This is a genomic window from Thermodesulfobacteriota bacterium, from assembly GCA_031082315.1.
In the GTDB taxonomy this organism is placed as follows: Bacteria; Desulfobacterota; QYQD01; order QYQD01; family QYQD01; genus QYQD01.
Window position 1 is genome coordinate 116,115 of record JAVHLC010000001.1, and the last position, 21,302, is coordinate 137,416.

A 21,302-nucleotide genomic window follows, 5' to 3' on the forward strand; every position below is an offset into this window, starting at 1 on the left:
CGTTACGCTGCCTCCATCAGATGGGTTTTAATCACTGTCACGGCCATGATGTCAAAAATACCACCTGTGTCCGTGTACTTAGGGTCCGCCAATTCCTCGTAGCGAGCCAGCCCGTTGTAAACGTCTTGTATCTCGCCGTTCACCTGACCCCGGTAGGCGCCTTCCAGGTAAATTAAGTCGGCGCGATGGGCCTGCACGGTGCTGCGGATAGTCGGGTCGGCCACCTTCAGCTCAGTAACCTGCTTAATGTAGAGCGCCTCCTCATCGCTGATATTGAACCTGGTCCGAATCTCATTGATCATGTCCTGCACGGAGACCTTCTTCGGGGGCGGGGCCACACCCTTCTTGCCGCCGGCCGGCCGTAGCTTCACCGCGCCACCACCGCTCCGCACCTCGCCCTGGTATTCGACAGCCGCCTTAACGACCTCGGTCTGGCGGATCTGCTTCATCAATTCGGAAACGCTGCCCTGCTTGATGAGCTGAGGGCCCACATACTCGGCGAATGCCACGAATTCTTTCACCTCGTCGGGATAGGAGAAGAAGCAGGTCAGGAAGTGGAAGCTCTTTGCAAACCGTGCAAGCAGGTATACGAAGGTCTTGCGGTCCTCGGGCGACGTGAGCTTCGCCTGGAATCGCACGCGCAGGCCATTGACTGCGAATTGCACCTGGGCGTCCGTCCCCGATGCCACAAGCTTCAGGAAGTCGTGCGCGTCCATCTGTGTGAAGACTCCGGCCGCGAGGATCTCGGCGTGCAGCCTGGTGCAGAGCTCCGGGTCGGGGTCGTCGGGCACAAAGGGCGTGCCCTTTCGGTACTTGGTGAACGCCTTAAGGATGGCCGAGGCGTTGTTGGTGAAGTCAACTACGACGACATCCTTCTTGCCTTCATGACAACGGTTCAGGCGGGACACCGTCTGCACCGCGTTGCGGTCAACCACCGGCTTATCGAGAAACATGCCGGCGAGCAGGGGCTGGTCGAAGCCCGTCAGGAACTTGTTGGCTACGATCATCAGTCGATAGTCGTCGCCCTTGAAGCGGTCCTCGATCAGCTCACCGTCCTTCAGTTCGTTGACGGCATGCTCGCTGATGGCTTCATTGGTCTCGGGATGGACGAAGTCTGAGAAGGCGTACAGCACCTTGTAGTCCGCCCCGCGTTCCCTGAGCTTCTCCTTGATAATGTTGAAGTAGCGCAGGCCCGCCACTCTCGACGTGGCAACAACCAGCGCCTTGGCGCGTCCACCGACGAGCGGCTTCACGTCCTTCTCGAAGATGCGGAGCATCACTTCCGACTTGTACTGGATCAGACCGTCGTCCTGAAACGCGACGTTCTGCAGTGCCTTGGAGACAACGCCCTTGGGGTAGAGCTGCTCTTCGTCCGGCTTGGGGACGATCGGGCAGTGCAGGTTGTAGAGCGTCTTGTAGGAGATGATGCTGGCCGCCACGTCCACGATGTAACCCTCGGCGATGGCTTCAGCCTCGGTGTAAACGTCGAACGGCGCACCGAACAAGGTGACCGTGGCCGGGGCGGGCGTGGCGGTGAAGGCGACGAAAAGCTGGTTGCGGTCATGCTCGCGGATGATCTTGGCGATTTTCTCTTCTTCGTCCTTCCCCTCGTCCGCCGCATCCTCAGCGTCGGGGTCCCCGGAACTGCGGAAGGGCACGCGAATGGCCACGCCCATCCGGCCCTCCTGTGATCGGTGTGCCTCGTCGATGAGGAACGCCACGCGCAGGTTCTTCAGATCGGGGTTCTTCTCGATCTCCTCCAGCACCCAGACAAACTTCTGCTGGGTAGTGACAATGATGGGTTTGCGCCCCTTGAGATATCGCGGCAGGTCGTCGGCCTTGCGGGCCAAGCCTACCACGTCCTTCAGGTGCGTGAACTTCTCGATATCCTCACGGATGTTGGTGTCGAGCGACTTGCGGTCGGTCAAGATGAAGATGATGTCCACCAGCTTCTCGCTGGTGCCTGGTTTGAACAGGCTGTGCAGGCGGTCCGCCAGCCAGCAGATGGAGAGCGTCTTGCCGCTGCCTGCCGAATGGTGGATGAGGTACTTGCGGCCGATGTCGCCAGACGCAGCGAAATGCGCCACCGCATCGTCGGCTACCTTCCGCACCATGCGGCTCTGGTGATACCGGGGAAGGATGGTGAAAGCCGGCCGTTCCGGCTTTCCCTCCTCCGCCTCCCGTTTGGGTACCCGAATCAGGAAAAATGATAACGCCTCCAGCAATTGGTCCCTCGACAAGACCTCGCGGTACAGGAACTCGACCGGGTACTCGTTCGCCGTCTGTGGGGTGTTGGTTAGCCCGGTGTTATGCCACCGGAAGTTCTCAACTCGTCGCGGGTCGCTTCCGGCCATCACATCGCTGGTGTCAGCGGCCAGGTAGAGAAACGGATGCTGGAAGATCTTGCGGGCGTGTTCGCGACCGGCGAACTGCGCCACGGCGTCGTGAACGTTCTGGTTCTTCTCGTGCTTCACCTCCAGCGCCACGATCGGCAGGCCATTGAGGAAGAAAACGAAGTCAATTTCCTGGTTCGTCTGGCCGAAATAGAAGTGGGGGCGAAAGGTAATGCGGTTCTCCCCGTGCTTCTTGACGGCAGCACTCTCCATTGAACGTGGCTTCGGGTAGTAGAGGCGGAATTCCAGTCCGCGCACGTTCAGGCCATGGCGCAGGATCATCCAGAGTGGCGTGTGTCCAAGTTCCTTGCGCAGCGCCCGAAACACCTCTTCCCGCGCATCGGTCCCGTAGTCATCAGCCAGTTTCTTGAGCGTATCGGCCTGCGTGGCGTTGAGAAAGGCCCAGAGCTGGTCCTCGGCGATGAAATGCTCGGTGTCTGTGATGTCGGTCTGCTCGAGCACCCCATATTTGTGTTCCCGGACAAGGAACCCCGCGATGTGCTGCTGAAAGGTCAGCTCTGGGGCGTTTTTGCGCTTGGACACGGTCAATCCCCCGTACCTTTGAGCTTCTTGGGCTTCTTGCCGGCCAGCCGCTTGAAGTTTTCGGGGGAGACCACCGGCTTACCTATCTGACGTTCGATGTCCTTGCGCGTCCTGCCTGCGACCGCGCCGCCGTCTTTGGCATCTTTCTTGAGCGGTTCCATGCCCTGCGAATCCCGATCCCGGTGCAGTGTGGTGGTCGTCGCTTCGGCCAACATGGTGAGAATGAGCTCGATATCGGTCATGTGGTCGCGCAGGTTCTCCCGCTCCAGAGCTTTCACCTGCTTGTACTCATCGACTTTGAGATCAAAGGTGCCCTGCATGATCTCATTGGTCAGGATGGCGAATTCCAGGCGGGTCGCGGCGCCGCGGTCTTTCCACTCATCGGTGAGGTCCTGTCGCACGGCAATGCCTCGCAGCCGTTTGTCGATCCACTCTTTCGGATAGCCCTTCTTCTCATAGAGTTCCTGCATGCGGCCCATGGCCAGCTCGGGGTTCTCAATCTCGTCGATGCGCTCTTTGCCGACGCGGGCCAGCCAGCGCTTGAACGGTTCGGCCTTGGGGCTGGGGATGGACTGGATCAGGCGGAAGATGCCTTCGGTATTCCAGCACAGGCTTTTCTGAGGCCCTCCGGCCGTGGCAAACTCCAAGGCAAGGGGGGGGACAAACTGTCCCCCCCCTTGGAGGGCTTTGCCCAAATCCGGATCCCGTTTGCGCATCTTCTTCCAATAGTCGGAAGGATTGGCGGAATCGGTCAGGGCGGCGATGATGTCCGTGATGACAAACCACCATTCATCGTTGTGCAGCGTGCGGCGGATTTCGCGCCTCTGAAACAGGGCAACACGGGTCTCGGGATTATTACCGGATTCATTCATGCCAATTCCTCCGCGTTCATGGCCGGGGCCTCCGGCCCGCTTTGGTGTGATCGTCAAAAGCTGTCCGGTCGTCCCCACCAGCCGGTTTCAACCGTCCGATATTCTCGGACGGTTCCAGGTTCAGTTGTCCGGTCTTTTCGGACAGCTTGATGCGTGCAACATCCGCCTCGGAAATTCGCCGCTGCCCGGTAACGCATTCGTGGATCAGAGACTTGCGGTAGGCGGTCAGGATTGCAATCTGGCTCGAAAGTGTCTCCCGCAGCGAAGCAAACAGTACCGTCCTATTCTCGATGAAAGCGACAATCTTCTCTTGCTCCGTCAACTGGGGCATGCCCACGTAAGTGTTCTTGATCTGCGTGCCAGTAACCAAGGGCTGGGCGGTCTTCTTGGCCGTGTTATTGAAGTCGAGCACGCGGATCAGATGGGTGAGAAAGCGTTTGTCGTGGTTCGACTCCACGATCAGCGCGTTGTCGCTTACCCACGCACGGCCTTTCACATAGTGCGCGTTGCCGCAGTACGCACCAACGCGCCCCACCACTACGATCTCCCCGTCGACGTTGTATCCGGCTGCCCGCCCCATTTCCCCATTTCCGCCAATAACGGGATACTCGCCGTCGTCTTCAAGCTTGTCTGACGCAAAATCGCCGCTGCGAACAGAGATCTCGTAGCGTAGCTTCGTTCGTCGCCAGTGAGCGGGGATTTGCCCGAGTTCAAGAACGCCCGAGTCCTTCAACTTGACTGATTCGCCCAGGCCACGGGTAACCGCCTTGGCGATCATGACGCTCTGCAAGTCATCAAGAACGCTTATCTGCCGGCGCTTGGCCGCTACTGCCGCGTCAAGCGCCACGCAACTCGCATCCAGAAACGCGGCAATCCGCTCTTGCTCCGGGAGCGGAGGCAGCGGTATCGGAAACGAACCGAAGTCCTTGTCATCTACCGCCGGATAGCCGACGCCCTTGGCTGTTGCCTCGAAGTACTGCCGACATCCTTCTGAGACGAGCGTATAATAAACGAATTTCGGATGGAGCGTCTTCTCGTGTGCCTGCACGACATTGAATCCGGTTGAACACACTAAGTCGCTTCGACCGTCGAGAAACGCCACTGCCTGAAGATTCGGCCTGACCGATGACATTATTGTGCTGTTCTTGCCAACACGCCTGCGAGCTCTTGATGGAGCATCTTCGTAACGTAACCGTTCGATAGCGTCAGAGTCAATGACTCCGTAGTAGTTGACATTCGATATTTCAAGGTAATCGAACTCGTAGTCTGGGTCCGTGTTTGCGGGTAGCGAGACTCCGTTAATCAGCGCCACATCCTTCAACCGATCAACCTTCCAATCGCCGGTTAGGTGGTTCATCTCGCCAACCCCTCCAGCATCTTCTCCGCCTCTTTCTCCAGCTTCCAGAACTCGGCGAGCAACTCCTTTGCGGGCGTGGGCGGCTGGTAGCAGTAAAAGTACTTGTTCGGCAGGATCTCGTAGCCGAGCTGCGGGCTGTCCTTCCAGCGAATGATGGGCTTGGCAATCTCCCGTTTCAGGAAGGCTTCGATGTCCTCGCCGTGCGGGACGTACTCGTCGTCCTTCACGTAGTGGCGGTGCGTCCACTCCACCGAGACAATCTCCGGTTTGTCCTCCATCAGCGCCTTGAACTTCTTGGCGGCATTGTCCTTCGGGCCGAGCGTCAACGTCGCCGTCTTCTCACCCTCACCTCCGACCCCTCTCCCATTGAGCGAGAGCAGTGAAAGGCGCACACGGAAGGTCAGGTCGCTGTCGTAGAAGTCCTGCTCCTTCTTCAGGTTCGCGGCGGTGAATGCCTTCTCGTAGGGCTCGGTGACAGTCGCCGGCTGGTCGTGCTCGTCGAACTGCCAGAAGACGACGCTTACCTTGTGGTAGGAGAAGTCCTCGCGCCGGAAGATCTTCACCTGCTCGTCGGTGTAGCCCTTCTCCCAGCCGTCGCGGTAGCGCTCCTCGATCCATGCCCGGTGGGCATCGGTGATGCGGTTGCGCTTGTTGCCGAAGGACTTCGGCTCCTTCTCGTATTGCCGGCGGGCATCAATCAGCATCACGCGGCCATGGTGCGAAGCAGGCTTGTCGTTCCTAAGCAGCCAGACATAGGTGAAGATGCCGGTGTTGTAGAAGAGCTGGTCGGGCAACATGACAATGGCGTCTAGCCAGTCGTTCTCCAGTATCCAACGGCGGATCTCGCTCTCGCCCGACCCGCAGTCACCGTTGGAGAGCGGCGAGCCGTTGAAGATGATGGCGATGCGGCTCGCGCCCTGTCCGGCCGGTTTCATCTTGGCGAGCATAGTTTGCAGGAAAAGCAGCGCTCCGTCGTTTACGCGCGGCATGCCTGCCTGGTAGCGGGTCTTCTCCAGCTTGCGCGCTTCGGCCTCGTAGCCGTCCTTGCCGCCCCAGGTCACACCGAAGGGCGGATTGGAAAGCATGAAGTCGAAGCGGAACTTCGATTCGGGCAGTTGATCGCCTGGCTCCTTGCTGTGTGGGTCGTACGGGATGAGCGAGTTGCCGAGATGCACCTTGGCCTGCTGGTCGTTCTTGATCAGCAAGTCGGCCTGGCAGATGGCGTAGTTGGTCGGCGACAGCTCCTGTCCGTGGACGGTTACGTACTTCTCGACGTTCGCTTTCTGTTCGGGCGTGGCGGCGCGGTCGAGCAGGTGTTCCTTGGCAACGGACAGCATGCCGCCTGTCCCGCAGGCCGGGTCGTAGATGGAGCTGTGCCGGTCAGGGATGGGGATGTCGAGCAGTTCGACCATCAGCCGGATCACCTCGCGGGGCGTGAAGTGTTCTCCGGCCTCCTCGCCGCTTTGTTCCGAGAAGCGCCGCAGGATCTCCTCATAGATGTAGCCCATCTCCAGCGGCGACAGCTTGTCCGGACCGAGCTCCAATTCCTTGTACTGGTTCAGGATCGGGGCGAGGCGGTTGTTCTTCACGATCTGGCCGACGGTGGCCCGGTAGTTGAAATGCTCGATGATGTCGTCGACGTTCTTCGAGAAGCCGTTGATGTAGGCGCGGAAGTTCTCCTCGAGGAGCGTGTGGTCTTCCTCGTAGACCTTCCGCAACGTCCAGTCCGTCTTGTTGGAGAACGGGGCCGTGCTGATTTCAAGCCCCTTCACGAGCTTCGCGAGTTCCTTCGCGGTCAGTTTGGGGCGCTTGGCCAGTACCTCGGCAGCCTTGTCCTCCCGCCATTTGATCAGCACGCACTCCAAGCGGCGGATCACGATGATCGGCAGGACGACGTTCTGGTACTCGTAGGCCTTGAACTTGCCGCGCAGCCGTTCGGCAGACTTCCAGATATCACCGGCGAGATTATCGAGTTTGGGCTTGTTCAGGGCAAGGGACATTGTTTCGTGGTTCCTATGGTCTGGTCTTCGATCAGCACTCGGTCTTACAGCCGCCCAATAAGTTATTCTATAGTTTCTTAATAACTCCACAACCCAAGGGGTTCTTTTAGGGCTCTATGCAATAAAAATTTATGGTCCCAATCCAGTCCATGGTCCCCTAACATATCATATCCCATTTAACTCATTATTATAAATGACAACGCTGGGATGGAGTAATTAAAAAGCAAATTCTGATCAAACAGTTAGATGTCAAAAAATTAACCCTCGGAAAAGGTATAAAAACAGATACGGAAAATCAAGTAAAAAAGAAGGGTCTTGAGTGTTTATTTGACTTTACTTTGTCCTCCCTGGATAGATATACTCCGAAAAAGCTGAGGGAGTTTCATTCCTTAATCTATAGCGGGACATTAGTGCAGAACCTGCATAGAATAGACAAAAAGAGGCAATCTCCGAAGCCGAAAGCCTGATTCAGAAATCGGGAACTCATTGGTTTATAAGTTTCTGTTTTTCGATAAGCGAATATTAATTAAGTTTAGCGGGCTCTTCGCCTCGTTTTACCGATTGGCCCCTTGATCTCTTCTACCGGTCAGATCGCTCTGCGATCCAAACTGCGGTACTGGATAGCCTCGGAGATATGAGCAGATTTGACGGACGCCTCCCCTTCGATATCTGCAATAGTGCGGGCAATCTTTAATATGCGGCTGTAGGCCCGGGCGCTCAGGCCCAGCTTGTTGACCGCCACCTCCAGAAGCTTGTGTGATTCGGCGTCAATAGCGCAAAATTTCTTGATAAGGCGGGTATTCATCTGGGCATTACAGTGGATGGGCTTGCCCTCAAATCGTTCCTTTTGCCTCCGGCGGGCCAGATCAACCCTCTTTCTTATCTCTTCTGACGACTCGCCGGGATGGATAGAGGCCAGGTCTTTATAGTTGAGGGCGGGCACTTCTACGTGGATATCTATGCGGTCGAGAAGCGGGCCGGAGATCTTTGAGCGATATTTTTGTATATAAAGATGCGTACAACTGCACGTATGTTTAGCGCTCCCGTAATATCCGCACGGGCAGGGATTCATGGCCGCTACCAGCATAAACCGGGCCGGATAGGTAAGGGACATAGAGGCCCGCGCGATCGTAACCTGCCCATCCTCTAATGGCTGCCGCAACACCTCCAGGACGTTCTTTCTGAATTCCGGCAGTTCATCCAGAAAAAGCACACCATTGTGGGCCAGACTGACCTCTCCGGGTTTAGGAATCTGGCCGCCCCCGATCAGACCGGCATCAGAGATGGTATGATGCGGCTGACGAAACGAACGGGTAGCAATAAGGGCGCTTCCCTGGGGCATTAGTCCCATGACACTAAAGACCTTAGTCGTCTCCAGGGCCTCCTCAAAGCTCATGGCCGGTAATATGGTCGGCAGGCGCTGCGCCAGCATGGTCTTGCCTGAGCCCGGGGGGCCGATCATTAACAGATTATGACCTCCGGCCGCGGCAATTTCCAAGGCCCTTTTGACGTGTTCCTGCCCCTTAACCTCATTAAAGTCCATATCGCTTTTACCGGCGGTGCAAAAGAGGGCATCCGTATCCACATCTGCCGGGGTCGGGATTCTTTTTCCATTGAGTAATTCCACTGCCTCGGAAAGCCATTCTACCGGCAATACCTCGATGCCCTTTACGACCGCTCCTTCCAGGGCATTTTCTTTGGGCACTACGATGCCGGACAGCCCGGCGGCGCGTGCGGCCATAGCCATAGGCAGAACACCTTTCGTAGCTTTTATGCGGCCATCAAGCGAGAGTTCGCCGGATAACATATAATGGTGGAGATTATCTTTGCTTATGGTTCCGGTAGCGGCCAGAATACCAACAGCTATGGGCAGATCATATCCTGTGCCTTCCTTCTTTATATCCGCCGGGGCCAGATTAACCGTGACGCGATGGGTTGGAAACTCATAGCCTGAGTTCTTGATAGCGGATTTGACCCGGTCCTTGCTTTCTTTTACTGCGCCCTCGGGTAAGCCAACGGTGGAGAAGGCCGGCAGCCCGAAGGCAATATCCACTTCCACTTCGACTACATAGGCCTCAACACCCAGCACGGCGCTGCTCAGGATCTTTGCCAGCATGAAAAACTCTCCCGTCTTATGTCCACCTCGTATTTATCGGCGATGAAGGGTGGGAACTTAACGGAAGCACATATAATTTTAAAGGAACCCCTACGTTTCTGAGCGAAACTTGCTGGAGCAGCGGGGTACCCATCTAGGGCTAGCAGGAAGGGGAAAGCCAGCCCTTTAGTGGCTGGAAGAGGTAAGCATTCCCCACCTGCGAGCCCCGAAAGGGTCGCTGCGCAAGCCGTGAAGCGAAGAGACCAGGGGTTCCCTAAAAACTCAGGAAACTCCCGTTATGATCTGCTGTAGGTGGAGATTATCTCCATAACCAGTTGAACGGTCCGGACCATGTCTTCGAGATGAATATATTCATTTGTGGTATGAACGGACTGCATGCCTGTGCCCAGTATTACGGTGGCAATGCCGTGGGCGTTAAAGATGTTGGCATCGCTCCCGCCGCCGCTTTTTTCCGGCGTGAGCCGGCGTCCCAGATTCTTTCCTGCCTCCTGCGCCAGGACAACGACGGGATGGCTGTCAGGAATGGCCATTAATGGATACTCCTGAGTTACATCCAGGTGCAATGCGGGAAGGTCGCCATCTATCTTGCTCTTCTCTTTATAGGCTGAGACCGCTCTTTCAAGACATCCTCTTATGTGTTCGGTGTGTTCGGCCAGTTTTCGCCGGTCGTGGCTGCGCACCTCACCTTCCAGCTCTACATATTCCGGTATAATATTACGGGCCGTTCCCCCGCGAACCACCCCGATATTAGCTGTAGTCTCATGGTCGATACGGCCCAACTGCATGGCGGCCAGGGCCTCACCGGCAATCTGTATGGCGTTTATGCCTTTTTCAGGTTCGAGGCCGGCATGGGCGGCCAATCCCTGTACCTTGATGCTAAGGCTGTTGGCCTCTGGGGCCCCGCTTATGATGCGGGTAGTGGAGCTGGTATCCAGGGCATAACCCATCCGGGCCTGGAGCAGATTGTAATCAAGGGACTTGGCCCCGAAAAGCCCTATCTCTTCACAGACCGTAAAGACAAACTCCAGCGGACAATGGGCTATCTCCCCCTCCTGTAAAAGCCTTATTGCTTCAATCAAAATAGCTATGCCGGACTTATCATCTGCCCCCAGGATGGTTCGACCATCACTCCTAAACGTTTCATCCTCTTGGATTACTTTTATGCCTTTTCCCGGTTCCACCGTATCCAGATGGGCGTTGAACATAAGGGGCGGGAGGTCTCTCCGTGCGCCCGGTATGCGGACGATCAGGTTACCGCTTTCGCTGCCGATGAGCGGTCCGGCCCCGTCTTCTATTACCCCGGGGGCCAGGGATTCAAATGTCTTTCGTACATATTGCGCGATAGCGCCTTCCTGCCTCGAAGGGCTGTCAATCTGCACCAGGCGCAGAAACTCCCCGGCTAGTCGCTGTCTGTTTATCATCTTCCTGACCCTTCCGTTTAACAATAACTTCCACTTCTTCTATGCCTCTGGCCTCGGCCTTCCGTATAATAAATTGTAAATGCCTGTAAGAAAAAATATGACCTTGTTTAGGGATTAACCCCAATTCTTTTAAGATAAAACCGGCTATGGTTTCATAGTCGCCTTCCGGGATTCCCAGATGTAGCTGCTCATTGGCCTGGCTTACCTCCATACGCCCTTTGATCAAATAATGGTTTGGGCCCAGCCTGGTAAAGGGGGCGGCCTCCTTGTCAAACTCATCCGCTATTTCCCCCATTACCTCTTCGAGGATATCTTCTACGGTGACCATTCCTATGGTGCCGCCATACTCATCGACCACTATGGCTATAGTTTTGCCTTCTTTTTGTAAGTCAAGCAGCAATTCATCTACCGGTTTGGTCTCCGGTACATAGTAGGGTTTGTACATAAAACTGCTGACCGGCAGGCTTTCATCTGCCACGCCGATTAAATCAAAGGCGTTTAATATCCCGACTATCTTATCGATACGCCTGCGGTAAACAGGCAGTCGCCCGTAACCCGTTTCCCGGAACTTCCGGACGGCATCGGCCACAGGCGCGCCCTCCGGCAAGGCCGAGACCTTAACCAGCGGAATCATCACCCGGCTCACGTCTGTCTCCATGAATGAAAACATCTTTCGTATGAGCCGCTTCTCGGCCTTGTCCAGCTCGATCTCGTCTTCATCCATACGAAGGGTCAGTTTCAGCTCTTCGCGCGTGACAAAAGGCTGCTCCCTTCTTTCCGATATATTTGTCAACAAATGAGAAAAACGGGCAAAGATCCAGACCAGGGGATAAAGAACATAAGATGCCGCCGTAATGCCATAGGCGGCCTTCGGGGCGAGCTGTTGTGCTTTTTGCTGGAATATAGTCTTTGGGATAATCTCTCCAAAAATGAGGACGAAAGGCGGCATGAGCAAGACAGCCAACCATTCACTCCCATATCTCCACTGCTCTACCATCCAGGCCGTCGTCAAGACGGTATTGGTGGCCATGGCCAGATTGGTCCCAAGAAGCGTAGTGGAGAATAACCAGGTCGGCCTTCCCAGGAGTTTCAGAGCCGCAGTTGCCCCTTTATGACCGTCAGAGGCCATTTGTTGCATTTTCTTCCGGTCAGCGGCTACCAGGGCTATCTCTGAACCGGAGAAAAGTGCCTCCAGAAATAACAAGCCGATAAACCAGGAGAGCGGATAAACCATATCACTTACGGTCATAGGTCATGGAAAGCTGCCTTGCCTTCCCTCTCCACCTTCAGTTGTAAGATGCGGGTCCCTTTTATTTTGGTTACGGTAAAGCGGAGGTCGTTATAGGCGGCGCTGTCTCCCTCCCTGGGCAATTCGCCAAAAAGGTTGAGCACGAATCCACCAATGGTTTCCACCTCATCCGAAGGGATATGCGCGCCGGTTATCTCGTTGAAATCTTCTATAAGCATCCTGGGAGAGACCAAATAAACGCCTTTCCCTTTCTCTTCAAAAGCCATCCTTTTTTGGTCATATTCATCATATATTTCTCCAAAAAGTTCTTCCAGAATATCTTCCATGGTTACCAGTCCGGCTAAATCTCCGTATTCGTCCACCACCATGGCCAGATGGATGCGGCGCTTCTGAAACTCTTGAAAAAGATCCTCAACGTTTTTTGTCTCCGGGACGTAATAGACCGGCTTAAGGCGGGAACTCAAGTCAGCTACTGTGCCTCCGGCGTATTTTAACTTTATGCCCACAAGATCTTTAACGTGAAGGATCCCGACCGGCTTGTTGATCTCATGCTCATATACAGGCACCCGTGAGAACCCTCGCGTTTTGATTTTCTCTATAGCGAGAGAGAGGTCGGCATCAAGAGGCACGGCAAATATATACGGACGGGGGGTCATGATAGCCGCTACCTTTGTATCGCCGAATTCCATCGCCCTTCTTATAAAATCCCTCTCCAGGCGCTCAATAATCCCGGCGCGGTGCCCGTGTTCGACCAGACGCAGAAAGTCTTTTTCCAGTATAAACTTTGTCCTTTTCCCCCTGGGTAATCCGGCTACTCTAAGAATAACATCTACTGTGGACTGCGCAAGCCATCGTACCGGAGCAACCCATTTTACAAACAAAGACATCGGCCTTGCCGCGAAGGAGGCTATAGATACCGGGTGGGATATAGCCAGTACCTTGGGGGAGATATCACACAATATGATTATAACGCCGGTCATGATGACTATGGCTACCCACCGCCCGGACGCGCCAAAATGTTTGACGGCAAGAGGGGTAGCCAGGGCAGAGGCGACCACATTACACATATCGTTGCCGATGATAATAGATATCAGGAGACGCCGCGGCCGGGCCAACAGGCCGTCTATCAGGCTGTACTTTGGGTGACCTTCCTCCCGGAGACGAATCAAACGCCATCGCCCCAAAGAAAAAAGAGCTGTTTCTGAGCCGGAAAAAAAGGTGGAACAAAGAAGACAGAAGATGATTATTGATATATAAATGGACGGTGAAGGGTCCAAATGTCTTTCCCTATTTCTTGTTTTGCCTGCCGGATTTCGTCTTTACAAGGGCTAATTCCAGGATTTCATCAACGTTCTTAACCGGATAAAAGGTGATGCGGCGGCGGATTCGATCCGGTATTTCCTCTAAATCTTTAGTGTTTTGCTCCGGTATGATAACCTTTTTTATACCGGCCCGAAGCGCTGCCAGGGCCTTTTCTCTCAACCCCCCGATCGGTAACACCCTGCCCCGCAACGTTATTTCTCCTGTCATAGCCACTTCCCTGCTCACCGGCGCCCTGGTTAAGGCGGAAACAAGGGCAGTGGCCATAGTAACGCCGGCTGACGGGCCGTCTTTAGGAATAGCGCCGGCCGGGACGTGTATATGGATATCCAGCTCTTCGTAAAATTTCTTATCAAGCTTAAGCTCATCCGCACGGGACCGGGTATAGCTAAGAGCGGCCAGCGCAGACTCTTTCATTACCTCCCCAAGCTGTCCGGTGAGATTGAGATTCCCTTTTCCTTTCATGGTGGTGACTTCGATATGGAGGACTTCTCCGCCCTCCTGGGTCCAGGCCAGGCCGGTTGCCAGTCCTATCTGGCTGGCCTCCTGCTCCGCTTCCGGCAGGTATTTCGGGACGCCCAGGTATTTGTGCAGATTGGCGCGCGTTATGAGAAACGGCCCTTTTTCGCCTTCGGCCAGACGCCGGGCCACCTTTCGGAATACAGACCCGATTTCTCTCTCCAGGTTTCGCAGACCGGCTTCCTTTGTATATTGTGAGATAATGTGAAGGATGGCGCTGTCAGCAATCTTTATTACATCCTTGCTGATTCCATTTTCTTTGAGCTGGCGGGGAAAAAGGTATTTTCTGGCGATAACCAGTTTTTCTTCGGCCGTATATCCGGGGAGTTCTATCACCTCCATCCGGTCTTTCAGGGCGGGAGGAATAGTATCCGTTACATTGGCCGTAGTGATAAACATAACCTTTGAAAGGTCAAAAGGCACGTTCAGATAATGATCGCTAAAGGAATAGTTCTGCTCCGGGTCAAGAACCTCAAGCAGCGCCGCCGATGGGTCCCCCCTGAAGTCTGCGCCGATCTTATCTATCTCGTCCATCATGAAGATTGGATTATTAGTGCCCGCCGTGTTGATCCCCTGGATAATCCTGCCCGGGAGGGCTCCCACATACGTCCTCCTATGCCCGCGTATCTCGGCCTCATCACGCACTCCACCCAGGGAGATGCGCGCAAACTTCCGTCCCATAGCCTTGGCGATAGAACGTCCTAAGGAGGTTTTCCCGACGCCCGGCGGGCCGACAAAACAGAGGATAGGCCCCTTGCTCTCTTTGTTCAATTTGCGGACACTTAAATATTCCAGTATCCGATCCTTGACCTTATACAGACCATAATGGTCTGCATCCAGTACCTTCTGGGCTGCTTTTATATTAAGCTTATCTTTTGTTGTCTTACTCCAGGGCAGCTCGACCAGCCAGTCGAGATAAGTGCGAACTATAGAGGATTCCGCGGCATCCGGATGCATGAATTCGAAACGATTTAGTTGCTTAAGGGCCTCTTCCTCTACCCCCTGGGGCATCCCGGCCTTTTTTATCTTGGCCTTGAATTCTTCTATCTCCTTGCCCCGTTCGTCAATGTCTCCCAGCTCCTTTTTAATCGCCCGGAGCTGTTCCCGCAGAAAGTATTCCCGGTGCGTCTTGGACATTTCCTCTTTGGCCTCGGATTGTATCCTGGCCTGCACTACGGAGACCTCCAGTTCTTTGTTCAGATACTCGTTTACCTTTTGCAGTCTCTTTATCGGGTCAATAGTCTCCAGAATAATCTGCGCCGCCGCAGTCTTTAGGCGAAGATTGGATGCAACCAGGTCAGCCAGTTTGTCGGGCTCTTCTACGCTGTTTAAAATAGCCCCAATATCTGACGAAAATATCCCTTTTATAGATAAAAACTTTTCGCTTTGCTCCCGCACATTGCGCATAAGGGCCTCGAGTTCAACAGAGATTTCCGCCGGCCCTTTTTCTTCAATTACTGCCAGTTTGACCATATAATAAGGCTTTTCCCGCACATATTTTAATATCTTCGCCCGGGAAAGGGCCTGCACAAGTATCTTTTGGCGGCCGTCCGGCAGCTTAAGGGAGCGCAGGATTATGGCTACAATGCCCATTTTATATAATCCGTCCGGCCCCGGATCATCTTCCATCTGGTCTTTCTGCGTTACCAATACAATGAGGCGCTTTCCCTCCAATGCCTTATTCACGGCGTTGATCGAGGTCTCCCGTCCCACAAATAGCGGCAACATCATCGAAGGTAAAATAACCACATCCCGCACGGGCATAAGCGGCAATGAATCCGGTATCTTAATCTCTTCCTGGTCTTTGGTGTCGCCGAATCCAATCAGACTTTCGTTAATATCCACCATCAGTTTCTCCGCATTAAATCTATAATGACTGCATCTTAACAAAAAACCCCTTGAAGTCAAGCAAGGTGTCCATAACCCATTCCTGGCTTGACATTTGCAAGGCCTCCTTGCTATATTTACCACATTATGAAAAAGTCTGAACAGACGTCAACTGAAAGTCGCATGTCTCCTAAGGCAAAATTCATTTTTATTACGGGCGGAGTTTTATCTTCCCTCGGCAAGGGCCTGGCCGCTGCCTCCATCGGGGCGCTCCTTGAAAGCCGCGGCCTCAGGATAACCATCCAGAAGCTGGATCCCTATATCAACGTTGATCCCGGCACCATGAATCCCTTCCAGCATGGCGAGGTTTTCGTCACAGATGACGGAGCCGAGACAGACCTCGATCTGGGCCATTACGAACGCTACACCCGCGCCAGACTCGATCATAACAGCAACTATACCACCGGACGAATCTATTATTCAGTAATCACCAAGGAACGCCGGGGTGAGTACCTGGGCGGCACCGTACAGGTTATACCCCATATTACGGATGAGATTAAGCAAAGCATATTAGCGGTTGCCCATGACGTAGATGTGGTCATCGTCGAGATCGGAGGCACCGTAGGTGATATAGAAGGCCTGCCCTTTCTGGAGGCCATCCGGCAATTTAAGCAGGATGTGGGAAAGGAAAATGTGCTTTATATACACCTTACGTATGTCCCTTATATCAAGGCTGCCGGTGAAGTCAAGACCAAACCCACCCAGCATAGCGTAAAGGAACTGCGTGAAATAGGTATTCAACCGGACATCCTCCTCTGCCGTACCGAGCAGTTTCTAACCAGGGATCTTAAGGCCAAGATAGCCCTTTTCTGTAATGTAGAGGAAGATGCGGTAATAACCGCCAAAGATGTAGAAAGCATCTACGAGGTGCCGTGTGTCTTTCACAAGGAAGGTCTTGACGACAAGATAATAGAAAAGTTGAATATCTGGACCAGGGCCCCGCGGTTAAAAGATTGGGAGGACCTGGTCCATCGGCTAAAACACCCGGAATTTACGGTGCGCATTGCTATTGTGGGTAAATATGTCGGCCTCAAAGAGTCATACAAGAGCTTAAATGAGGCCCTGGTTCATGGCGGGCTGGCCAATCGCGCCGGCGTAGATCTGGTTTATATACGTTCGGATGAAGTAGGTGAAGACGACCTAAAAGATTCGCTGGCGGAGGTAGATGGGATATTGGTTCCGGGAGGGTTTGGCGCACGCGGCATAGAAGGTAAGATCGCCGCCATCCGTTACGCCCGGGAGAATAAGATTCCCTTTTTGGGTATATGCCTCGGGATGCAGCTTGCGGTGGTGGAATTTGCCCGCAACGCCGCCGGCCTTTCCGGGGCACACAGTACAGAATTTGATACCGAGACCCCCTATCCGGTCATCTATCTGATGAAGGAATGGTACGACTTCCGCACCCAGCAGGTTCAGGTCCGGGATGAAGGCAGTCAGAAGGGGGGGACCATGCGTCTGGGGGCCTACCCCTGCCGCCTGGCCAATGATTCTCTGGCCTTTGCCGCCTACCACACCGGGGAAATTTCCGAGCGCCATCGTCACCGTTATGAGTTCAATAATCTGTACCGGGAAGTCCTGGAAAAGACCGGCATGAGGATAACCGGCCTTTCGCCGGACGGAGAACTGGTTGAAATAATAGAGCTTTCTGACCATCCATGGTTTCTGGCCTGTCAGTTTCACCCGGAATTCAAGTCACGCCCCATGTCTCCCCACCCGCTGTTCGGGGCCTTTATCAGGGCCGCATTAGAACAGAGGCAGGTGGTGGCCGAACGACAAAGAAAAGTTGTTGGAAAATGATACCGGAACTGGCTATTGGACCGATTAAGGTAGGAGGCGTCAACCCCCCTCTGTTAATTGGAGGGCCATGTGTCTTGGAGTCAGCAGAGTCTGCCCTGCATATAGCCGATACCTTGCAAGAAAGCGCCCATCGCCATGGTTTTTCTTACATATTCAAGGCGTCTTATGATAAGGCGAACCGCACCTCGCTGCATTCTTATAGAGGGCCTGGTTTAGAAAAGGGTCTGGAAATGCTGGCCAGGATCAAAAATAGGGCGGGGGTTTTGATCCTTTCCGATGTGCATAGCCGCGCGGAAGTAGCCCCTGCTGCTGAAGTATTAGACGTCCTCCAGATTCCCGCTTTTCTCTGCCGGCAGACAGACCTGGTGCTGGAAGCGGCGGCTACCATGAAACCCCTAAATATTAAAAAGGGGCAGTTTCTGGCCCCATGGGACATCGGGCAGATAGTAGAAAAGGCTAAATCCACCGGTAACTCGCGCATCTTGCTTACAGAGAGAGGGACTTCATTCGGCTATAATAACCTGGTGGTGGATATGCGCTCTCTGGTTATCATGCATCAGTGTGGCCTGCCGGTCATCTTTGACGCCACACATAGTGTACAGCTTCCTGGCGGAAGCGGTACATGCTCCGGCGGTCAAAGGGAGTTTATTCCTCATTTGTGCCGGGCGGCCCTGGCCGTAGGGGTGGAGGGCATATTTATGGAGGTACATGCGGACCCTGACCGGGCACTGTGCGACGGCCCTAATTCCTGGCCCCTGGATAAGGTAGATGAATTACTGGCAGGGCTCATGCGGATATATAACGCTATGCGGGATCTCAGGTTTGACGGCTTCGTAAAAAGTAAAAATTACCGCAGAGGCCGCCGAGAACGCTGAGATAACCTATTGAACATGCATAGCGAGCGCATTCCTCGCTGCTTGCAGCGGGGTTAGCGAGCGGATACAATGCATTTTCCCTTGCATACGGAGATTCCCCGCAGCTTGCTGCGGGGAGCTTCAATAGTTTACAGTTTTTCTCTTCGGCCTCTGCGGGCTCAGCGGTGAAAAAGCTTTTTGATGAAAACGGAGATTTCAAAGAGGCTTTCGGCTAAGGCGAGACAGGTCAGGGTCTTGCTTCTGGATGTGGATGGCGTCTTGACCGATGGGAGGATTACCTATAATGACCGCGGTGAAGAGATAAAATCCTTCCATGTACGCGATGGTCTTGGTATAAAGTTGCTACAGCGGTGTGGAATAGAAGTGGCCATTCTGACCAGCCGAATCTCTGAGGCGCTGCTCCATCGGTGCAGGGAACTCAAGATTGAGACCGTACTGCAGGGTATGGAACCCAAATTAGCCGCCTATGAATGGCTTCTCCATAATAAAGGATTGGTGGACAGCCAGGTAGCTTATATCGGCGATGATTGGGTCGACATACAGATATTGAAGCGCGCGGGATTGCCTGTAGCAGTGAAAAATGCCGACAAAGGAGTAATGGCATACGTTGACTACGTAACTCAACAAGATGGGGGCCAGGGAGCGGTACGAGAGGTATGCGAGTTGATTTTAGAGGCTAAGGAACTTAAGAAAAAGGTGCTGGTGGCTTTTACTTAGTGTTCATCCGGAAACTACTGTTTCCGGCCTACGGTCGGCCTAAGGCCGGATTTACGCTTTTAGCTCTGGACTTTCAGCAGTCAGCATGTTTGTTATCCGTTAACCGTTGTCCGACATTTTCTTCCGGTGAACGGTGAACCGGCTTCATGCCGATAGCTGAGTGCTGAGAGCACATCTGGAATTTTTGGTATAGAGAGGTAAGAAAGCATAAAGTTGACCGCTAAAAGGCTATCATGGGCTGTGTTGGCCACTGTAATTATTCTGGCAATCGGATTTTTTTTAATGTGGCCACGGACCCGGCGAGCAGATTACCCTCCAGATATGCCTAAATGGTTTCTTAACTCGGAACAAAGGGATGCCGATCTTAAAATGGAGAACGTTGAGTATACAAATAATCGGGATGGAAGGGATGAATGGGTACTCTATGCCAGGTTTGCCCGGTACTTTAAAGGGGAAGAAGAGGTCCTGTTGGATAGCGTGCGGACAAATTTTTTCTTAAAGAGCGGCAAGACGGTAACCGTATCCGGTGAACACGGCACCTACGATACTCAATCTAAGGACATCGACCTTTGGGGCCACGTTTCAGCGATAGATTCGGACGGAGGACGTTTTTACACCAACGCTATCACTTATAATAGCAAAGAGCGTGTGCTCCGCACACCGGAAGAAGTAACCGTCCTCGGTTCAAAGATTGACCTGAAAGGTACGGGTTTGCTTTATGAACTGAATACCGGTAAGATGTCTGTGCTGAAAGAGGTACGGGTAGTTACACAAAAAAATTTAAAATAAGCGCCCGGCTTTTAATCCACCCAGGCAACTCGGTCGCTGAGTGCGAATGCCTGAACACGTACAAGAAGGGAATCCATGGATTTAAAAGGTTGTTTTCTTCTTTTTAAAATGTTTTTAGTGTGCACCCTGGCATTCTTTGCCCTGAGCACGGCTTCGTATGCCACGGAGACCCCGAATCGAAAGGCCGTACCTATACATATTAAGGCCACCCGGCTGGATTCATACAATAAAGAAAATAAAATTATATTTACCGGTGATGTTATAGCTAAAAAGGCCGAATTGACTATCTATGCCGACCAGATGACTGTCTTTTACCGCAAGGCCGAGGGAAAAGAGGGTAGCCAGGGAGAAGGTGGAGACCAGGTGGAAAAGATTTTTGCCAAGGGACATGTCAAGATTACAAAAGGCAAACGTATTGCCACTGGCGACGAAGCGGTTTATTATGAGGCCGAACAGAATGTTATCCTGACCGGTGACCCAAAGGTCTGGGAAGGTAACAGCATGATTAAGGGCAGCAAGATTACCGTCTTCCTGGACGAAGACCGCAGTATAGTAGAAAGCCGGGAAGAAAATAGGGTTGAGGCTATAGTTTACCCGGAAAAATGATGCAAAGGTTGATTTATGGGTACCCTTGTCGCTAATAACTTGGTCAAATCTTACCGCCAGCGCCGGGTCGTGGATCACATCAGTATCAGGGTCGAATCCGGCTCAATAATCGGCCTGCTTGGACCCAATGGAGCAGGGAAGACAACGACTTTCTACATGATTGCGGGTCTGATCAAGCCGGATGAAGGGCAAGTGGTCTTGAATGGCGAAGACTTGACCCAGTATCCCATGTATCAGAGGGCCCGTCGCGGCATCACCTACCTGGCACAGGAACCGTCTGTCTTTCGTAAGCTTACAGTTGAGGAAAACATATTAGCTGTGCTGGAAACGATGAAGCTGCCCCAGGAGGAAAGAAGGGCCCGCTTAAGAAGCCTGTTGGAAGAGCTAAAAATCGAACATCTGGCCAGGCACAAAGCCTACTCACTTTCCGGTGGAGAGCGGAGACGGCTTGAGATACTGCGCGCGCTGGCTATTCAGCCATCGTTTATTTTACTTGACGAACCATTCGCGGGCATAGATCCCCTGGCCGTTTCGGATTTGCAGGCCATCGTCCGGCAACTTAAAGAAAAGGGCCTGGGCATACTCATCTCTGATCACAATGTACGGGAAACATTGTCTGTTTGTGACTGGGCCTATATCCTGACCGAAGGAAGGATTCTGGAGGCCGGGGATTCGCAGCATATCGCTGCCAGTGAGGTGGCGCGCAAGATTTATCTGGGCGAACAGTTCACGCTGTGATGAATAACTTATTGCTACGACAATTAAAAAGCCTAAATCCCCTCTCGCCCCCCTTTGCTAAAGGGGGGAACATCTTTAACCTCCCTCAAAAAGGGGGATACAG

15 protein-coding genes are annotated in these 21,302 nt (G+C 53.5%); 6 read left to right on the forward strand and 9 right to left on the reverse strand.

The window, feature by feature from the left end; all coding sequences use genetic code 11:
- Positions 1-2 precede the first annotated feature (2 nt).
- The 9 genes from RDU59_00555 to lon form a co-directional block, all read right to left on the reverse strand.
- Positions 3-2,936: a DEAD/DEAH box helicase family protein gene (locus RDU59_00555; protein MDQ7836973.1), complete on the reverse strand. Its 2,934-nt coding sequence runs from the start codon at positions 2,934-2,936 to the stop codon at positions 3-5.
- A gap of 2 nt (positions 2,937-2,938) precedes the next feature.
- Positions 2,939-3,808, reverse strand: coding sequence for a Bro-N domain-containing protein (locus tag RDU59_00560; protein MDQ7836974.1), 870 nt, complete (start codon positions 3,806-3,808; stop codon positions 2,939-2,941).
- A gap of 16 nt (positions 3,809-3,824) precedes the next feature.
- On the reverse strand, positions 3,825-5,165 hold the full coding sequence (locus RDU59_00565) for a restriction endonuclease subunit S (GenBank protein MDQ7836975.1): 1,341 nt from the start codon (positions 5,163-5,165) through the stop codon (positions 3,825-3,827).
- Positions 5,162-7,165: a class I SAM-dependent DNA methyltransferase gene (locus RDU59_00570; GenBank protein MDQ7836976.1), complete on the reverse strand. Its 2,004-nt coding sequence runs from the start codon at positions 7,163-7,165 to the stop codon at positions 5,162-5,164. The genes RDU59_00565 and RDU59_00570 overlap by 4 nt, the downstream gene beginning before the upstream one ends.
- A 586-nt stretch (positions 7,166-7,751) precedes the next feature.
- Entirely contained in the window at positions 7,752-9,281 is a 1,530-nt protein-coding gene (locus tag RDU59_00575; GenBank protein ID MDQ7836977.1) for a YifB family Mg chelatase-like AAA ATPase, read from the reverse strand.
- A gap of 275 nt (positions 9,282-9,556) precedes the next feature.
- The gene (locus tag RDU59_00580) at positions 9,557-10,702 is read right to left on the reverse strand and encodes a M20/M25/M40 family metallo-hydrolase (protein ID MDQ7836978.1); all 1,146 of its coding nucleotides are present in this window, start codon (positions 10,700-10,702) and stop codon (positions 9,557-9,559) included.
- Positions 10,650-11,951: a hemolysin family protein gene (locus RDU59_00585; protein MDQ7836979.1), complete on the reverse strand. Its 1,302-nt coding sequence runs from the start codon at positions 11,949-11,951 to the stop codon at positions 10,650-10,652. The genes RDU59_00580 and RDU59_00585 overlap by 53 nt, the downstream gene beginning before the upstream one ends.
- Positions 11,948-13,228: a hemolysin family protein gene (locus RDU59_00590; protein ID MDQ7836980.1), complete on the reverse strand. Its 1,281-nt coding sequence runs from the start codon at positions 13,226-13,228 to the stop codon at positions 11,948-11,950. Before RDU59_00590 ends, RDU59_00585 begins: the two co-directional genes overlap by 4 nt.
- Before the next feature lie 10 nt (positions 13,229-13,238).
- Positions 13,239-15,638 (reverse strand): endopeptidase La, encoded by a 2,400-nt coding sequence (gene lon, locus RDU59_00595; GenBank protein ID MDQ7836981.1) that lies wholly within the window; start codon positions 15,636-15,638, stop codon positions 13,239-13,241.
- Between the two features lie 162 nt (positions 15,639-15,800).
- Between lon and RDU59_00600 the strand changes: the two genes are divergently transcribed.
- From RDU59_00600 to lptB, 6 genes are all read left to right on the forward strand, one after another.
- Positions 15,801-17,474 carry a CTP synthase gene (locus tag RDU59_00600; GenBank protein MDQ7836982.1) on the forward strand — a complete coding sequence of 558 codons (1,674 nt, stop codon included), beginning with the start codon at positions 15,801-15,803 and terminating at the stop codon, positions 17,472-17,474.
- Positions 17,471-18,349, forward strand: a complete 879-nt coding sequence (gene kdsA, locus RDU59_00605; GenBank protein ID MDQ7836983.1) for a 3-deoxy-8-phosphooctulonate synthase — start codon at positions 17,471-17,473, stop codon at positions 18,347-18,349. The genes RDU59_00600 and kdsA overlap by 4 nt, the downstream gene beginning before the upstream one ends.
- A gap of 180 nt (positions 18,350-18,529) precedes the next feature.
- Positions 18,530-19,066: an HAD-IIIA family hydrolase gene (locus tag RDU59_00610; protein MDQ7836984.1), complete on the forward strand. Its 537-nt coding sequence runs from the start codon at positions 18,530-18,532 to the stop codon at positions 19,064-19,066.
- Positions 19,067-19,306: 240 nt separating this feature from the next.
- On the forward strand, positions 19,307-19,855 hold the full coding sequence (gene lptC, locus RDU59_00615; GenBank protein ID MDQ7836985.1) for an LPS export ABC transporter periplasmic protein LptC: 549 nt from the start codon (positions 19,307-19,309) through the stop codon (positions 19,853-19,855).
- A gap of 75 nt (positions 19,856-19,930) precedes the next feature.
- Positions 19,931-20,461: a lipopolysaccharide transport periplasmic protein LptA gene (gene lptA, locus RDU59_00620; GenBank protein ID MDQ7836986.1), complete on the forward strand. Its 531-nt coding sequence runs from the start codon at positions 19,931-19,933 to the stop codon at positions 20,459-20,461.
- Between the two features lie 15 nt (positions 20,462-20,476).
- Positions 20,477-21,199, forward strand: a complete 723-nt coding sequence (gene lptB, locus RDU59_00625) for an LPS export ABC transporter ATP-binding protein (GenBank protein ID MDQ7836987.1) — start codon at positions 20,477-20,479, stop codon at positions 21,197-21,199.
- The last annotated feature ends 103 nt before the right edge of the window (positions 21,200-21,302 follow it).

What these genes read in the sequence shown, in the direction of transcription:
- RDU59_00560 (MDQ7836974.1), bottom strand. Translation starts at nt 3,808, where the DNA reads ATGAATGAATCCGGTAATAATCCCGAGACCCGTGTTGCCCTGTTTCAG.
- RDU59_00565 (MDQ7836975.1), bottom strand. Translation starts at nt 5,165, where the DNA reads ATGAACCACCTAACCGGCGATTGGAAGGTTGATCGGTTGAAGGATGTG.
- RDU59_00570 (MDQ7836976.1), bottom strand. Translation starts at nt 7,165, where the DNA reads ATGTCCCTTGCCCTGAACAAGCCCAAACTCGATAATCTCGCCGGTGAT.
- RDU59_00575 (MDQ7836977.1), bottom strand. Translation starts at nt 9,281, where the DNA reads ATGCTGGCAAAGATCCTGAGCAGCGCCGTGCTGGGTGTTGAGGCCTAT.
- RDU59_00580 (MDQ7836978.1), bottom strand. Translation starts at nt 10,702, where the DNA reads ATGATAAACAGACAGCGACTAGCCGGGGAGTTTCTGCGCCTGGTGCAG.
- RDU59_00585 (MDQ7836979.1), bottom strand. Translation starts at nt 11,951, where the DNA reads ATGACCGTAAGTGATATGGTTTATCCGCTCTCCTGGTTTATCGGCTTG.
- lon (MDQ7836981.1), bottom strand. Translation starts at nt 15,638, where the DNA reads ATGGTGGATATTAACGAAAGTCTGATTGGATTCGGCGACACCAAAGAC.
- RDU59_00600 (MDQ7836982.1), top strand. Translation starts at nt 15,801, where the DNA reads ATGTCTCCTAAGGCAAAATTCATTTTTATTACGGGCGGAGTTTTATCT.
- kdsA (MDQ7836983.1), top strand. Translation starts at nt 17,471, where the DNA reads ATGATACCGGAACTGGCTATTGGACCGATTAAGGTAGGAGGCGTCAAC.
- RDU59_00610 (MDQ7836984.1), top strand. Translation starts at nt 18,530, where the DNA reads ATGAAAACGGAGATTTCAAAGAGGCTTTCGGCTAAGGCGAGACAGGTC.
- lptA (MDQ7836986.1), top strand. Translation starts at nt 19,931, where the DNA reads ATGGATTTAAAAGGTTGTTTTCTTCTTTTTAAAATGTTTTTAGTGTGC.
- lptB (MDQ7836987.1), top strand. Translation starts at nt 20,477, where the DNA reads ATGGGTACCCTTGTCGCTAATAACTTGGTCAAATCTTACCGCCAGCGC.